Consider the following 15329-nt stretch of genomic DNA (forward strand, 5'->3'; position numbering starts at 1 on the left):
GGAAATCGTGCGTAGAGTATAAAGGCAAAAGCGCGCTTGACTGCGAGACCAACACGTCGAGCAGGTACGAAAGTAGGTCTTAGTGATCCGGTGGTTCTGTATGGAAGGGCCATCGCTCAACGGATAAAAGGTACTCCGGGGATAACAGGCTGATACCGCCCAAGAGTTCATATCGACGGCGGTGTTTGGCACCTCGATGTCGGCTCATCACATCCTGGGGCTGAAGCCGGTCCCAAGGGTATGGCTGTTCGCCATTTAAAGTGGTACGCGAGCTGGGTTTAGAACGTCGTGAGACAGTTCGGTCCCTATCTGCCGTGGACGTTTGAGATTTGAGAGGGGCTGACCTTAGTACGAGAGGACCGGGTTGGACGAACCCCTGGTGTTCCGGTTGTGTCGCCAGACGCATTGCCGGGTAGCTACGTTCGGAAAAGATAACCGCTGAAAGCATCTAAGCGGGAAACTTGCCTCAAGATGAGATCTCACCGGGAGCTTGACTCCCCTAAAGGGCCGTCGAAGACTACGACGTTGATAGGTTGGGTGTGTAAGCGCTGTGAGGCGTTGAGCTAACCAATACTAATTGCCCGTGTGGCTTGACCATATAACACCCAAGCAATCTGGTGTTATCGAGCCAAACAGAAACAAACAACTTCGCGAACTTGCGAGATTGCAAATACCTTAGCTTCTGTCACACATCCAAGCTTTTTAAGCTGCACGCCTAGCGGGCAGCAACAAATTGCTTGACGACTATAGAGCATTGGAACCACCTGATCCCATCCCGAACTCAGAAGTGAAACGATGCATCGCCGATGGTAGTGTGGGGCTTCCCCATGTGAGAGTAGGTCATCGTCAAGCGCCTATACCGAACACCCCGATCAGTCATGGTCGGGGTGTTCTTCTTTGCGCGCACGGAAAATTAACCCCTACGCTGCGGCGCGTTTCATACTTGCACTACCGGCGTCGTGCTCTGCTGAAAACTGGCGAGATGTTGATGGCGCCTCAAATACCAGCTTTTCCTCTCGCTGTCGTGACACCGTTCATCCTCTGATTTCGTCTGCCTGGTGCTAAACTGCAGCAGTGACACTTGGGAGGGGATATGGGCTTATACGATCGTTATGTTCTACCAAGATTGATCGATACCGCCTGCGGCATGGGAGATGTTATGGCACGGCGCGCGCGACTGGTGCCCCGAGCGCACGGCGAGGTGCTGGAGATCGGCATCGGTACCGGGCTAAATCTGCGCTACTACGACCCGGCCAGGGTTACGCGACTTATTGGTGTGGACCCGGCCGCACAGATGCAGGCGTTGGCGCAGCGACGCAGCGCTGACGTGGATTTCCCTGTCGACATGGTCGCTGTCGATGTACGGGGAATACACGCCGATGACCGTTGCTTCGACACTATCGTCATGACCTTCACGCTCTGCAGTATTGCCGATCCCTTGCCCGCGTTGCGGGAAATGCACCGCGTACTACGTGATGGTGGAAAACTGTTGTTTTGTGAACACGGTTTGGCTCCTGAGCCCGGTGTTCAGCGGTGGCAGCATCGTCTTACACCATGGTGGAAACCCTGGGCAGGCGGTTGTCATCTTGATAGGAATATCCCGGCATTGATACGTGACGCCGGGTTTTCAATCGAGGAAATGGGTGCCGGTTACATCAAGGGACCGCGGCCGATGACGTTCATATATGAAGGGGTCGCAAATAAGGATTGATAGACAGTTCAGTGACAACAAAAAAGCGCCCATGGGCGCTTTTTTGTTGTGGCATTTTCAAGGGCAATGCTCAGGCGCGTCCCCATTCCAGGTCCTGCAGGTGACGCCACATCAGCTTGCCTGTTGGTGACTTGGGGATGCTGTCGGCAAAAGAGACCATTTGTGGGCATTTGTACGCTGCCATATTCTCATGGCACCAACTGATGATGTCCTGCTCGCTGGTGTTTTCCTTGCCAGCCGCGAGTACCACGATGGCCTTGACTGTCTCCCCGCGGCGCTCGTGCGGCGCAGAGATGACACAGACTTCCTGGATTGCCGGATGGGCGTACATCAAGGATTCGACTTCCGCAGGCCATACCTTGAAGCCGGATGCGTTAATCATGCGTTTGACGCGGTCAACTAGGAAGAAGTAACCCTCTTCGTCGTAGTAACCCAGATCACCGGAGCGGAAGAAGCGATGACCGTCGAGTTCAATAAACGCCTCTTCGGTAGCGTCGGGGCGGTTCCAGTAGCCTTGGAATATCTGCTCTCCGCGCATGATGATCTCCCCGGTGACACCAGGCTCCACTTCCTTTAGCGTTTCCACGTCAATGACGCGTGAGTCGACACCGATGAAGGGAATGCCCAGGCACTGTGGCTTGCACGCCAACGGCGGGTTGACGTGCGTAGCAGCGATTGTTTCGGACAGGCCGTAACCTTCCATGTAGGTAAGGCCGGTTTTCTCTTTGAGTTTGGCCGCCACGGCTGCCGGCATGGCTGCACCACCACCACCAATGCCGGTGAGCGAGCTAATGTCGTACTTGTCGATATCAGGGTCAGACAGCATGTCGACGACCATGGTCGAGATGTTGCGCCAGGTATTGATCTTCAGTCGCTCGATCAGGGTGGCAGCGACCTTGCGGTCCCAGCGCGTCATGACAACCAGTGTGCCGCCGGCATACAGCGTCGAATTCATGCATGATTGCATGCCGGTCACATGGAACATCGGTACCGATACCAGGTGAATGCAGCTGTGCTGGGTGTTGACCCAGGCCGCACCATAAACGGTGGTGGCCATGACACTGTGATGGGTGTGCACGCAGCCCTTGGGGTTGCCGGTTGTGCCGGAACTGTAGGGAATGACGCACAGGTCCTGTGGCCCTGCTGTCAGTGGGCCGGGCTGCAGGCTTGCATTGAGCGCATCCTGCCATCGGGTTACACCTTCTTCGCCTGTAGCGGCCGCCGCCGGTTCTGCAACAGCTTCGGGCAGCGGCAGGTCAGTTGGCTTCCTGACGTACTCGCTGTAGGCGCTGACAATCACCTCGCGCAGACTGCTGTTGCCAATATGTGGCGCAACGAACTCGCTGAGTTCCTGGCCACACAGTGCGACCGGCGCCTGCGTGTCTTCGATCAGATAGGCCAGTTCGGCAGTACGGTTCATCGGATTGACGGGTACGACCACCGCGTTTGCCCGCAGGATGGCGAAAAACCCAATGATGTACTGTGGGCTGTTCTGCATATAGAGCAGCACCCGATCGCCAGCCTGCACGCCGGCCTTTTGCAGGTAACCGGCCAGGCGTTCGGTCTCGTCCTGAAGTTCGCGGTAGCTGATGTCGGTGCCGTAGTAATGAATGGCAGGGTGTTGCGGATAGCGCAGTGCCGAGACGGTGATGTTGTGATACAGGTTGGTTGCGGGTAGCTCCAGCTTGCGGGGTACCTGCTCCGGCCATACTGCAAAATGACGATCAAACATGCATCCAGTCTCCTGTTATTGTCGGTGCGTTATCCCGGGGAGCGCACCGACTGTTGTATTTGGGCATGTTCGCAGCATAGGTGGCGGCGGGTCCAAGGGGAATCAAACTGCACTCTCGTGTTAGCAGGCAATAAACAGCGCTTAGTCGGCGTCCCGCCGATGGGTGTGGATCGGGTATAGTTAGCGACTAAGGGTAACGCGATGACGTGACCACGGGAGAGGGCTGCAGGTATGACACAGAATCAGGTAATCATCTTCGATACCACACTGCGTGACGGGGAGCAGAGCCCCGGCGCGTCCATGACCAAGGACGAGAAGCTGCGCATTGCTCGTGCGCTGGAGAAGCTGCGCGTCGATGTCATCGAGGCCGGTTTTGCAATCGCGAGTCCCGGTGACTTTGAGGCGGTCAAACTGATCGCCGATACCATTCAGGACAGTGTCGTGTGCAGTCTGTCCCGAGCCATGGATGCCGATATCGACCGTGCGGCCGAGGCGCTGGCCGGCGCCAATGCAGGTCGTATCCATACCTTTATCGCTACCAGTCCGATTCACATGCAGCACAAGCTGCGTCTGCCGCCGGATCAGGTGGTTGAGCAGGCGGTGCGTGCGGTCAAGCGTGCGCGCAATCTCTGCCCGGATGTCGAGTTTTCCTGCGAGGATGCGGGTCGCTCGGAGATCGACTTCCTCTGCCGCATCATCGAGGCCGCCATCGACGCCGGCGCGCGCACCATCAATATCCCCGATACGGTTGGCTACGCCATCCCGCATCAGTTTGCCGACACTATCCGTCAGATCATTACCCGGGTGCCGAACGCCGACAAGGCGATCTTCTCTGTTCATTGTCACAATGATCTTGGCCTTGCGGTGGCCAACTCGCTGGCGGCGGTAACCGCGGGCGCGCGCCAGGTCGAATGCACCATCAACGGTCTTGGCGAGCGGGCCGGCAACGCTGCGCTGGAAGAGATCGTCATGGCGATCAAGACCCGTAAGGACCTGCTTAACGTTGAGACCCGCATCCAAACCGAGAACATCCTTGCGGCGTCGCGTCTGGTTTCGGGTATTACCGGCTTTCCGGTGCAGCCGAACAAGGCAATCGTAGGTGCCAACGCCTTTGCCCATGAGTCCGGCATCCATCAGGACGGGGTACTCAAGCATCGGGAAACCTACGAAATCATGAGTGCCCAGTCGGTTGGCTGGCATACCAACAAATTGTCACTTGGCAAATTGTCAGGCCGTAACGCGTTCCGTTCACGGCTTGAGGAGCTGGGTATTGAACTCAGTGGCGAGGCGCTGAACGCGGCTTTCGCCCGGTTCAAGCAACTGGCCGATCGCAAGCACGAAATCTTCGACGAAGATCTGCAGGCCCTGGTAACCGATACCCTGACCGAAGTGGAAGAGCACATTCGCCTGGTCCACCTGGAGGTTACCTCATGCATGGGCGAGATTCCGGTTGCGACGGTGCAGCTGACCGTGGATGGCGTAGAGAAGACCTCAAGTGCAGAAGGCTCCGGGCCGGTGGATGCGACGTTCAAGGCGATTGAGCAGATTGTCGGGTCGCAAGCCAGCCTGCAGCTGTATTCGGTTAATGCGATTACCCAGGGTACCGACTCTCAGGGCGAGGTAACGGTGCGGCTTGAAAAGGCCGGGCGAATCGTCAACGGTAACGGTGCTGACACTGATATCGTGGTCGCGTCGGCCAAGGCGTATATCAATGCGCTGAATCTCATGCGCGAAGGCGCTTACCGGGCTCATCCGCAAGCGGCAGACGTTTGATGTACGAAGCGACTCGCCTCGCTTACCTGGAGGCTCTGGGCGTTACCAACTGGATGCCGCGCAAACCGCTTGCGGCGGTGCCCGCGCGTGCGCCTGCACTGCTGCTGCCGGAGCCAGAGGTGTCCGCGGCGGAGGCTGAGGCTGCGCCTGCCGGGCGAAGCATCGCAGCGCCGCGCGTTGAGGTGCCAAGGCCAGTCAAACCGACAGTCGCGCCAGCTCCTGTTCCTGCTCCGCCGGCGCCGGTCCCCGAGCCGGTGAAAAAAGGCCCCGCGGCGGAGCCGGTCGCAGCGTTCTACCTGCAGCTCTGGCAATCCGGTCCGTGCATGTTGCTGATTGAAACACCCGAGCCAGGGCTGGAAAGCGCGATGCCCGGCTTTATCCTGATGCAGGACATTTTGCGTGCGGTGCAACTCCCGGACCGTCCGACACTGGTCGCTGATTTTCGCTGGCCGCTCAACCGTAACCCGCAGCTGGACCGCAGTGCTGCTGCGGCTAATCGCGGGTTGCTGGCCTTCTTGCAGGCTCGGCTGGAGTCACAGCAGATCGTTTCGGTCGGCTGCTTTGGTGTTATGAATACCCTGCTTGTTGAAACCGATCTGACCCAGGCTGATGCGTTGCTCGGCTGCGAAGAATCTGTCGACGGCTTGCCGCCCGTGTGGTTTGCGCCCAGCCTCGACAGCCTGCTCAAGCGCCCGCAGGAAAAAGCGGCGTTGTGGACGTTGTTACGCCGTGTGCGATCGCGCTGGCAGGAGAAGTCATGAGTACGTTGTCCTTTCGCCGCATGCAGGAGTCGGATCTGGATGCGGTGCTGGCGGTCGAGTTTGCCGCATTCAGTCATCCCTGGACACGCGGCATTTTTTTGGATTGCATCCGTTCGGGGCATGAGTGCTGGCTCGCCTTCAGCGGACAGCAGCAGGTCGGGCACGGCGTACTCTCGGCTGCTGCCGGCGAGTCGCATTTGCTCAACATTACCATCAAGCCCGAGAGTCAGGGCAACGGCTATGGTCTGGCGTTGCTTGATCACTTGATGCAGCAGGCCAAGGCGCGTGATGCCGAGGTTACGTTCCTCGAAGTGCGCGAATCCAACCAGAGTGCAGCGCGACTATACGAGCGTTACGGCTTTAACGAAATTGGTCGGCGCAAGAACTACTACCCGGCAGTGGGTGGGCGCGAAGACGCGCTGGTCATGGCCTGCTCGCTGATCGACTGAGCCCATGTCCAACGCACGTCGTAACGGCGCCATTGTCGGCCTGGTGATCTGCACGCTGGCTTGGGCGGGCAATGCATTGGTTGCAAGGGCCACTGCCGGTATGTTGCCGCCGATCGGCTTGTCCTTCTGGCGCTGGTTGACCGCGCTGCTGTTGTTGCTGCCATTCACCTTGCCGAGCCTGTATCGGCACCGCGATCTGCTCTCAGTGCATTGGAAACAGATCGCGATACTTGCGGCGCTGAGTATCTCCTCCTACAACACTCTCCTGTACCTGGCCGCGCAAAGCACCACCGCGATCAACATTACGCTGGTCAACACCGGCTTGCCGGTCGCTGCCTTTATCTGGTCTGTCGTATTACTGCGGCAGTGGCCGACACGGCTGACGCTGCTTGGCACATTACTGTCATTTCTCGGCTTGTTGCTGATTCTCAGCGCTGGCAAGCCATGGCAATTGCTGCAGATTGGCTTTAATCGGGGCGACCTGATAATGGTGCTGGCGGTGCTTGCCTGGGGCCTGTACTCGGTTCTGCTGCGGCGCTGGCCGGTTCCGGTGCCAGGGTTTACCTTGCTGGCGGCCATGCTGCTGTGCGGTGTACCACTGCTGTTGCCGTTCTATCTATGGGAGTTGAACGCGCACGGTAGCATGCCCTGGTCGCCTCAGGCATTCGGCGCGATTGGCTACACCGCCGTAATGGCGTCGCTGGTTGCCTACTCCGCCTGGAACCATGGCGTGCGCGTACTGGGGCCGGCAACAGCCTCACTGTTTAGTTATCTGATGCCGATATTCGCCTCGCTGCTCGGTATCTTGCTGCTGGGCGAGCAATTGCACGCCTATCACCTGGCTGGCGGTGCGCTGACGTTTGTCGGCCTGTTGCTTGCGACCTGGCAGGGACGGAAAGCCTGATGCAGCTGTGTGTTATTCCCGGTGACGGGATTGGTCACGAGGTCATACCGGTTGCCGTTTCTGCGCTCAGGCGACTGGTGCCCGGTCTGCAGACGCACGCGGCTGATGCTGGATGGGAGTGCTTTCAGCGTAGCGGCTCGTCTGTTCCGGAAGCCACGCTGGAGAGTCTGCGAGCGACCGGTGCCGGGCTGTTTGGCGCTGTCTCATCACCGGCGCGCAAGGTTGCCGGGTATCGCAGCGCCATTCTCACCCTGCGCCAACAGCTCGGCCTGAACTGCAACCTGCGCCCGGTGCGGAGCTGGCCAGTCATCTCGCCCCGCAGCGGTGTCGACATGCTTATTCTGCGGGAGAACAGCGAAGGGCTGTACGTTGGTCGCGAGCACATGGAGAGCGAAGGCATTGCGATTGCCGAGCGACAGATCAGCCGGGCGGCCTGCGAACAGTTCGCTGCGCGAATCGTCGAGGTGGCCGAACAGCGAAGCGCCCACAGGGTGACACTGGCCCACAAGGCCAATGTGCTGCCGCTAACCTGTGGGCTGTTTCGCGACACCTGTCGTCAGGTGCTCGCCGTGCACGGCTGGGAGGCTCAGGTAGACGAGCGACTGGTAGACGTTGCGGCACTGCAGCTGGTCGAGTCGCCGGAAAGCTTTGATGTGCTGGCCACCACCAATCTGTTTGGCGACATCCTGTCCGATCTGGCCTGTCACTGGTCAGGTGGGCTTGGCATGGCGCCGTCGCTCAACTGGGGACAGGGCATTGCCCTTGCCGAACCGGTACACGGCAGCGCACCGGATATCGTCGGAACCGGCCGGGCCAACCCTATTGCGGCCCTGCTGAGCGCGGCCTTACTGTTGAGATATCACTGGCAGCAACCAGAACTGGCCGCGCGACTGGATGCGGCGGTTGAGGGCTTTCTGGTCGAGGCGGGTGCAGTTGATTTTGCTGATCGCACCACAGAGATTATTGCCGACGGCGTGATTAGCAGGCTGTAGGACGACGACTGGCTATACGTGGGAACATAAAAAAAGGCCTAGCCGAAGCTAAGCCTTTGAAAAGGTTGGTGGCTACACCGGGACTTGAACCTGGGACACCAGCATTATGAATGCTGTGCTCTAACCAACTGAGCTATGTAGCCATCCGAGGCGCGCATTATTCATTTCTGCGCAAATGTTGTCAACCCTCTTTCCAAAACTTTTTTATCTGCCTTTTCAATTATTTAACCGACGCCAGTGCGCAGAGCGGATTGTGCTGTTCCGACTCAGTTGCTGTCGAGCTGCATGGGGACGCTGACGTTTTCTTCGCCGCTGTCTTCGGTAATGCTGACGTCGATCTGGAATACCCGTTCTGCCTGCATTCCCGCGCGCTCGGTCAGGTAGCCCTTGATATTGCTGGCTCGGAGCTGGGCCAGTCGACGCAGCATCAGTTGACTGGCTCGCCAGTGCGCGAGCACGGCCTGGCGCAGTCGGGTGGTGCGCTCTTCGGGTTCAAGTTCGGCCCAGTCGGTCGGCGGCTGTTGTTTCAGTTGGGTGCGGTAAATGGCTTCCAGCAGAATTGGCTTGTCCTCGTCTTCGACAACAAGCTCACTGGGGTCGGCGGGCAGTTTCTTGCCGCTGTTCTGCAGAATCTGGTACTGCAGCCGCTGATACTCGGTCTCCAGTCGCTCGGCTGCCAGAGGAGGGCCGTCCTGCTCGATGGCGCTGCGTCCCTGGACTTCGAGAATCAGGGCAGGGCGTTCCTGCAGGGCCTGAGCGAGGGTATCCAGAGCGCTTTGCGCGGTGCCATCGAGCTCGGCGCTGCCGGCCGCGAAGCTGATCTGGCTGATGTCCGCCTGGTCTCCGGATACCAGTCCGGCGATGAATTTGAACGGCGCCTGTGTTGCCCGCAATAGCAGGTTGCGCAGGGTTTGCCAGACCAGCGGCATAACGCTGAATTCGGGGTTGTTGAGATCGCCCGATACCGGGATCGACAGGTCAATGTTGCCGTTGGTGTCCTTCAGCAGGGCCACAGCCAGACGCACGGGCAGGTCGACTGCGTCCGGGCTGTCGACTTTCTCTCCCAGTTGCAGGCCCTCCAGGAGCAGTTTGTTCTGGGCATTCAGCTGTCCTTGCTGGATGCGGTATTCCAGGTCCAGGTTCATGCGCCCCTTGCGGATGCGGTAGCCGGCGAACTTGCCGGAGTAGGGGGTCAGGGTCGTCAGCTCGACGTTGCGGAAGCGGGTAGCGATATCGAGGCTGTTGAGCGGATCAAAGGGTGTGAGCCCGCCCTTGATGGTGACGGGCGCATAGCGGTCTACGCGGCCGCTGATATCGACATTGGCAACCAGCGGACGCTGATTGTCGATGGTGCTGATCCGGCCGTTCAGCTGGCCCATTGCGGTGGCAAAGTTGGGGGTAAGGCTGAAGTCGGCAAAGTTGGCGGAGCCGTCATGGATATCTATACCGCCAATGCGCAGCGCCATTGGCGGCTTGTCGCTGGCCGGCGTGCTGGGTTCCGGCTGGCCGGGTTGCTTGACGATCAGATCGCTGAAGTTGGTGGTCAGGTTCTCGTTGACGATGAAACGCACGTAGGGGCGGTGCAGGCTGATGCGTTCGATGCTCAGGCTGTCGCTCCGGTAGTTGATGCCGGTGACCTGCAGCTGTTGCCATTTCAGCAGATCCCGCTCGCGGTCAGAGTCCACCACATGCAGTTGGCTGACGCTGGCCTCGCCGGTGATGGCCAGGTCAAGGGGAGCGGTGCCCCGCAGCTGGAGCTTCAGGTCGCCATCCATCAGGCCGCTGCGCAACTGTATATCCACCAGCGGTTCCACGTAGGCGCGGGCGAGCTGGAGGTTGATATCTCGGCTGGCAATGTCGAGTCTGGCTGACAGCGGACGCAGATTTACCTCGCCGGCGGCACTCAGGTTGCCGTCACCGTTCACGCCAGTCTGCAATTGGAGCCTGAAAGGTGTTGAGGCTGCGCTGTCAAAGTCGCTGATGCTGATGTTGAGCGGCGCGAGCTCCAGATTGACGTCGGTATCGGGCAGGCGGTCCTGCAGGTGCAGCTGGTAGCCGCTGAGGTCTGCCTGGGCAACCTGTAACTGCCATGCCGGTTGTGGTGCCTGTTGCGGCCTGGTTGCTTCGGTCTCAGCGTCTTCAGTGCTGGCGGAGGCGGCTGGCGCTGCGTCCTGGTCAGTTGACGGCGCGTCTTCGGTTGCCGGCTTGGGAAGCAGTGCAAGCAGATCAATCTGACCATTTTCCAGACGGGCAGCCCAGGCCTCCAGCCCCTGACTCTGGATGCTGCCAAGGCGGGCCTGGCGGGACGCGAGGTCGAGCGAGCCGTCGTTGATGCTCAATGACGGGACGCGCAGCAGGGGCTTGTCGTTGTGGTCGATGATCAGGCTGTCGAGATCAAGGCGTGCGTTGTTCAGGCGAACATCGGTGCGCTCGGACAGGTCGATGTGATAGTCGGTGCTGGCGCTGATTGCGCCGCTTTGCAGCAATAGCGGCAAGCGCTCATGCACGTAAGGCCAGACGGTCTGCAGTTCTGCAGCGTGCAAGCTGATGCGGCCGCTGGCGCGCAGAGGTGACAGGCTGAGCCGGCCATCCCAATCAAGGGTCGCGCCATAGGGGCCGGAGGCCGTCAGCCTGAGGTTGCCCTGGTTGTCGGGCAGCGTGCTGAGGTTGTGCAGCTCGAGCGAGATGGCGTCATAGGCAAACTCCACGGCCTCGGAGGGGCGCAGATCCTGGAAGTTTGCGCTGTTACTGATCAGTGCAATGCGGTCGACCAGGACCGGGAACGGTTGGGCGTTCGGGTCCTGTTCCCGGGGCTCCGATGCTGGCAGATCAAATAGCTGCAGAAGGTTCAGCCCACCCTCGGCATCAAGGCGGGCATCGACGTATGCGCGCTCCAGTTCAACGTCGGAAAGATGCAGGGCGCCATGCCAGAGGCTGTCGAGCTGCAGGTTGGCGTAGGCACGGCGGAAAGCGATCTGCGGCGCACCAGGCGCACCGATATGCAAATTCCAGAGGGTTGCTTCGAAGCTGAATGGGTTGAACTCGACGCGCTCCAGTTTGGCTGGCACCGTAGCGAACCGATTCAGCTGCTGGTTGGCGACGTGCAGGATGATCGTGGGCAGCAGCAGGGCGCCAATCAGGGTGTAGGCAAACAGGGCCGTCAGCAGTGAAACAAACAGCGTTTTCTTGCGTAAGCGCATGGGATTCTCGCAACAACATGGAGCACTGGGAGTATGGCACGGGAATCGTATGGGTGGGGCGTGAACGGGCTGCGGCTGACTGCATTGGTCTCGGTGTCAGTCCTTTGCACCGAACGAGGGGAGGTTGATCAAACAAAAAAGCCCCGGACGCGGTTGCGTGCGGGGCCTTCGACTGCCGGAGAGGTCAGACGTTGAAACGGAAGTGCATTACGTCGCCATCCTTGACGATGTATTCCTTGCCTTCCAGGCGCCATTTGCCGGCTTCCTTGGCACCGCTTTCGCCGTTGTACTGAATGAAGTCGTTATAGGCGACGACTTCGGCACGGATAAAGCCCTTCTCGAAGTCGGTGTGGATGACGGCGGCGGCCTGCGGTGCGGTGGCGCCGATCTTGACGGTCCAGGCGCGTACTTCCTTCACCCCGGCGGTGAAGTAGGTCTGCAGACCTAGCAGCTCGTAGCCGGCACGGATTACGCGGTTCAGGCCCGGTTCTTCCATGCCCATGGTTTCGAGGAACATCTGCTTTTCCTCGTCGTCATCCAGCTCGGCGATTTCCGCTTCGATCTTGTTGCAGACCGGAACCACGACCGCGCCTTCTTCCGCGGCTATCTCGCGCACCACGTCAAGATGCGGGTTGTTCTCGAAGCCTTCTTCGGAGACGTTGGCGATATACATCACCGGCTTGTTGGTCAGCAGGTGGAAACCCTTGGCCAGCTGGCGCTCTTCCGGGCTGAGGTTTTTCAGCAGCGAGCGGGCGGGCTTGCCTTCTTCAAAGTGCGGAATCAGCTGTTCCAGCAGCGCCTTCTGTGCGACTGCTTCCTTGTCGCCACCCTTGGCGTTGCGGGCAACGCGCTGCAACTGTTTCTCGCAGCTTTCCAGGTCGGCGAAGATCAGTTCCAGATCAATGGTTTCGATGTCGCGGCGCGGGTTGACGCTGTTGGAAACGTGGATGACGTTGTCGTCTTCAAAGCAGCGCACCACGTGGGCGATGGCGTCGGTCTCACGGATGTTGGCCAGGAACTTGTTGCCCAGGCCTTCACCTTTGGAGGCGCCTTCTACCAGGCCGGCGATATCGACGAACTCCATGCTGGTCGGGATGACGCGCTCGGGCTTGACGATGGCGGCCAGGGCGTCCAGGCGGGCATCGGGCATGGGGACCACGCCACTGTTCGGCTCGATGGTGCAGAAGGGGAAGTTCTCGGCACCGATACCGGCTTTGGTCAGTGCATTGAACAGGGTGGATTTGCCGACGTTGGGCAGTCCGACGATGCCGCAGTTAAAACCCATGGTGTTGTCCTCTGCCGTTGGTTCGGCGTAATGAGATTCAGGCCTTGAAGCTGTGCAGGCGTTGCATGACGGCGGTCCAGTTGCCTTCGACCATGCCCGGCAGTTCGCCGATGGCCTCGTCGATGCAGGCATCCAGCGCATCCTGCTCGGCGCGGGGCGCGCGGCCCAGTACAAAGCCGGTCACCTGTGAACTGTGGCCGGGGTGGCCGATACCCAGTCTCAGGCGGTGAAAGCCGTTGTTGTTGCCCAGTTTGGCGATGATGTCGCGCAGACCGTTGTGTCCGCCGTGTCCGCCACCTTTCTTGCACTTGACCACGCCCGGGGGTAAATCCAGCTCGTCGTGGGCAATGAGAATTTCTTCGGGTGCAATGCGATAGAAGCTCGCCAGCGCGGCGACGGCCTGACCGCTGCGGTTCATAAAGGTAGTGGGTATCAACAGGCGAACGTCCTGACCGTTCACGCTGATGCGTGCCGTCAGGCCAAAAAACTTGCTCTCCGGACGCAGGCTGGTGTTGTGCCGTGCGGCCAGACGCTCAATAAAAAGGGCGCCAGCGTTGTGGCGGGTCAGTTCGTATTCCGGGCCAGGATTTCCCAGTCCAGCGATCAACTTGATTCCCTGCGTCACAACGGGCGCCCTCTTCAGAGTCGTGCGGGAGATTACTCCGCGGACTCCTCGCCTTCAGCCGGCGCGTCAGCAGCAACGCGAGCAGCGTGGACGTTGGCAACCGGCAGGTTGTGATCAGCGCCCTGAGCCAGAGCAGTGATAGCAACGCCTTTCGGCAGCTTCAGGTCAGACAGGTGGACGATCTGATCCAGTTCAACGGCAGCCATGTCGACTTCGATGAACTCAGGCAGATCTTTCGGCAGGCAGTGAACTTCCACTTCAGTCATGGTGTGGGAGATAACGCCGCCTTTCTTGACGCCTGCACAGCTGTCTTCGTTAACGAAGTGCAGCGGAACGTTGACGGTCACTTCGTGGCCGGCAACAACGCGCAGGAAGTCAGCGTGCATGATTACCGGCTTGGCCGGGTGACGCTGCAGTGCTTTCAGCAGCACGTCTTCTTTCTTGCCGTCGATGGACAGGCTGATGACGTGGGAGTAGAAAGCTTCGTTTTCCAGGGCTTTTTTCAGTTCGCGTGCTTCCAGAGCAACGTTCTGAGGAGCCTTGTCACCACCGTAAACGATGGCGGGAACCAGATCAGCGTTACGACGCAGGCGGCGGCTCGCACCTTTCCCCAGGTCAGTACGCGCTTTCGCATTAAGAGTGAAGTCGACCATTGTAGTCTCCTTGCTAACTCACCCGGGCATTTGCGACCAACGCATCGGGTGATGGGTGATGCCCTTGCGGGCTGTTAAATCAGCGCTCGTACCTTAACGGAACATCGCGCTGATGGATTCTTCGTTGCTGATACGGCGCATGGCCTCGGCCACAATCGGGGCCATGTCCAGCTGGCGAATGCGCTCGCAGGCAGCAGCGGCCGGGGTCAGCGGGATGGTGTTGGTCACCACCAGCTCGTCCAGCACGGAATTGGTAATGTTCTCGATTGCCTTGCCGGACAGGATCGGGTGCGTGCAATAGGCAAATACCTGCGCGGCGCCGTGATCCTTCAGTGCCTTGGCGGCATGGCAGAGAGTCCCGGCGGTGTCGACCATGTCGTCGACCAGTACGCAGGTGCGGCCTTCTACATCGCCGATGATATGCATCACTTCGGACTGGTTGGCCTTGGGGCGACGCTTGTCGATGATGGCAAGATCGACACCGAGGCTCTTGGCCACGGCGCGTGCGCGCACGACGCCACCGATGTCCGGGGAGACGATCATCAGGTTCTCGAAGCGCTGATCCTGGATATCGTCAATCAGCACCGGCGAACCGTAAATGTTGTCGACGGGGATGTCGAAGAAGCCCTGGATCTGGTCTGCGTGCAGGTCAACGGTCAGCAGGCGGTCAACGCCTACGGTGTCGAGCATGTCCGCGACCACCTTGGCGCTGATGGCAACGCGTGCCGAGCGCGGGCGGCGATCCTGGCGGGCATAACCGAAGTAGGGGACCACTGCGGTGATTCGCGAGGCTGAGGAACGACGCAGGGCATCAGCCATGACGATCAGTTCCATCAGATTGTCGTTGGTCGGGGCGCAGGTGGGCTGCAGGATGAAGACGTCCTTGCCGCGTACGTTTTCGTTCAGCTCGACGTTGACTTCACCGTCGCTGAATCGGCCGACGGTAGCGTCGCCCAACGGGATGTGCAGTTGACGCACGACGCGCCGTGCCAGATCGGGGTTGGCGTTCCCCGTGAAAACCATCATCTTGGACACGCAGCAATACCTTTTGTGGGTAGTGGCTAGGTGGAGAATTCAGGTCTGCGGGAATGCCGAAACGGCCTCAACCAGCCAGACTTGAACAATTCTGTAGTTGATTGCTGCCGGAGAGAAAAATGGCAGGGGCGGCTGGATTCGAACCAACGCATGGCAGGATCAAAACCTGCTGCCTTACCGCTTGGCGACGCCCCTGTATCTGTCCGGAT

Annotated in this window: 12 protein-coding genes, 2 tRNA genes and 2 rRNA genes (1 of these 16 only partly in view); 8 read left to right on the plus strand and 8 right to left on the minus strand. The window is 59.6% G+C overall.

All coding sequences use genetic code 11. From position 1 onward, the window contains the following. From O5O48_RS08285 to O5O48_RS08295, 3 genes are all read left to right on the plus strand, one after another. Positions 1-598: ribosomal RNA gene (locus tag O5O48_RS08285) — 23S ribosomal RNA — on the plus strand (it extends 2291 nt beyond the left edge of the window). Positions 599-736: 138 nt separating this feature from the next. Then, positions 737-852 (plus strand): 5S ribosomal RNA (gene rrf, locus O5O48_RS08290). Between the two features lie 241 nt (positions 853-1093). Then, a complete protein-coding gene (locus O5O48_RS08295; RefSeq protein ID WP_228246608.1) occupies positions 1094-1711 on the plus strand; it encodes a class I SAM-dependent methyltransferase in 618 nt (205 codons plus the stop codon). Between the two features lie 70 nt (positions 1712-1781). Here the strand turns inward: O5O48_RS08295 and O5O48_RS08300 are convergent, their stop codons facing one another. Next, a complete protein-coding gene (locus tag O5O48_RS08300; protein WP_228246609.1) occupies positions 1782-3443 on the minus strand; it encodes a long-chain-fatty-acid--CoA ligase in 1662 nt (553 codons plus the stop codon). Positions 3444-3674: 231 nt separating this feature from the next. On the opposite strand from O5O48_RS08300, the gene O5O48_RS08305 reads away from it, so the two are divergent. From O5O48_RS08305 to O5O48_RS08325, 5 genes are read left to right on the plus strand one after another with little or no spacing between them, the layout of a single operon-like run. Continuing rightward, on the plus strand, positions 3675-5216 hold the full coding sequence (locus tag O5O48_RS08305; RefSeq protein WP_228246610.1) for a 2-isopropylmalate synthase: 1542 nt from the start codon (positions 3675-3677) through the stop codon (positions 5214-5216). Then, entirely contained in the window at positions 5216-5977 is a 762-nt protein-coding gene (locus tag O5O48_RS08310) for a hypothetical protein (RefSeq protein ID WP_269688600.1), read from the plus strand. Before O5O48_RS08305 ends, O5O48_RS08310 begins: the two co-directional genes overlap by 1 nt. Then, positions 5974-6426 (plus strand): ribosomal protein S18-alanine N-acetyltransferase, encoded by a 453-nt coding sequence (rimI, locus tag O5O48_RS08315; protein ID WP_088273139.1) that lies wholly within the window; start codon positions 5974-5976, stop codon positions 6424-6426. Before O5O48_RS08310 ends, rimI begins: the two co-directional genes overlap by 4 nt. 4 nt (positions 6427-6430) lie before the next feature. Further along, entirely contained in the window at positions 6431-7330 is a 900-nt protein-coding gene (locus tag O5O48_RS08320; RefSeq protein WP_233048346.1) for a DMT family transporter, read from the plus strand. Further along, positions 7330-8322 (plus strand): isocitrate/isopropylmalate family dehydrogenase, encoded by a 993-nt coding sequence (locus tag O5O48_RS08325; RefSeq protein ID WP_233048345.1) that lies wholly within the window; start codon positions 7330-7332, stop codon positions 8320-8322. Before O5O48_RS08320 ends, O5O48_RS08325 begins: the two co-directional genes overlap by 1 nt. Positions 8323-8388: 66 nt before the next feature. Here O5O48_RS08325 and O5O48_RS08330 read toward each other — a convergent pair. The 7 genes from O5O48_RS08330 to O5O48_RS08360 all read right to left on the minus strand — a co-directional run bounded on the left by O5O48_RS08330 (position 8389) and on the right by O5O48_RS08360 (position 15315). Further along, positions 8389-8465: transfer RNA gene (locus O5O48_RS08330), tRNA-Met, on the minus strand. Positions 8466-8588: 123 nt separating this feature from the next. Next, positions 8589-11522, minus strand: coding sequence for a DUF748 domain-containing protein (locus tag O5O48_RS08335; protein WP_269688601.1), 2934 nt, complete (start codon positions 11520-11522; stop codon positions 8589-8591). A gap of 184 nt (positions 11523-11706) precedes the next feature. Further along, complete coding sequence (gene ychF / locus O5O48_RS08340) at positions 11707-12807, minus strand: redox-regulated ATPase YchF (RefSeq protein ID WP_228246615.1); 1101 nt, start codon at positions 12805-12807, stop codon at positions 11707-11709. A gap of 37 nt (positions 12808-12844) precedes the next feature. Further along, a complete protein-coding gene (pth, locus tag O5O48_RS08345) occupies positions 12845-13420 on the minus strand; it encodes an aminoacyl-tRNA hydrolase (RefSeq protein WP_088273889.1) in 576 nt (191 codons plus the stop codon). Between the two features lie 44 nt (positions 13421-13464). Beyond that, positions 13465-14085 (minus strand): 50S ribosomal protein L25/general stress protein Ctc, encoded by a 621-nt coding sequence (locus O5O48_RS08350; RefSeq protein WP_088273143.1) that lies wholly within the window; start codon positions 14083-14085, stop codon positions 13465-13467. A gap of 93 nt (positions 14086-14178) precedes the next feature. After that, on the minus strand, positions 14179-15120 hold the full coding sequence (locus tag O5O48_RS08355) for a ribose-phosphate pyrophosphokinase (protein ID WP_088273144.1): 942 nt from the start codon (positions 15118-15120) through the stop codon (positions 14179-14181). 120 nt (positions 15121-15240) lie between these two features. Then, a tRNA-Gln gene (locus tag O5O48_RS08360) sits at positions 15241-15315 on the minus strand. Positions 15316-15329 lie beyond the last annotated feature (14 nt).

It is taken from the genome of Halopseudomonas sp. MFKK-1, assembly GCF_027474385.1.
Taxonomy (GTDB): Bacteria; Pseudomonadota; Gammaproteobacteria; order Pseudomonadales; family Pseudomonadaceae; genus Halopseudomonas; species Halopseudomonas aestusnigri.

What these genes read in the sequence shown, in the direction of transcription:
- O5O48_RS08295 (WP_228246608.1), top strand. Translation starts at nt 1,094, where the DNA reads ATGGGCTTATACGATCGTTATGTTCTACCAAGATTGATCGATACCGCC.
- O5O48_RS08300 (WP_228246609.1), bottom strand. Translation starts at nt 3,443, where the DNA reads ATGTTTGATCGTCATTTTGCAGTATGGCCGGAGCAGGTACCCCGCAAG.
- O5O48_RS08305 (WP_228246610.1), top strand. Translation starts at nt 3,675, where the DNA reads ATGACACAGAATCAGGTAATCATCTTCGATACCACACTGCGTGACGGG.
- O5O48_RS08310 (WP_269688600.1), top strand. Translation starts at nt 5,216, where the DNA reads ATGTACGAAGCGACTCGCCTCGCTTACCTGGAGGCTCTGGGCGTTACC.
- rimI (WP_088273139.1), top strand. Translation starts at nt 5,974, where the DNA reads ATGAGTACGTTGTCCTTTCGCCGCATGCAGGAGTCGGATCTGGATGCG.
- O5O48_RS08320 (WP_233048346.1), top strand. Translation starts at nt 6,431, where the DNA reads ATGTCCAACGCACGTCGTAACGGCGCCATTGTCGGCCTGGTGATCTGC.
- O5O48_RS08325 (WP_233048345.1), top strand. Translation starts at nt 7,330, where the DNA reads ATGCAGCTGTGTGTTATTCCCGGTGACGGGATTGGTCACGAGGTCATA.
- O5O48_RS08335 (WP_269688601.1), bottom strand. Translation starts at nt 11,522, where the DNA reads ATGCGCTTACGCAAGAAAACGCTGTTTGTTTCACTGCTGACGGCCCTG.
- ychF (WP_228246615.1), bottom strand. Translation starts at nt 12,807, where the DNA reads ATGGGTTTTAACTGCGGCATCGTCGGACTGCCCAACGTCGGCAAATCC.
- O5O48_RS08350 (WP_088273143.1), bottom strand. Translation starts at nt 14,085, where the DNA reads ATGGTCGACTTCACTCTTAATGCGAAAGCGCGTACTGACCTGGGGAAA.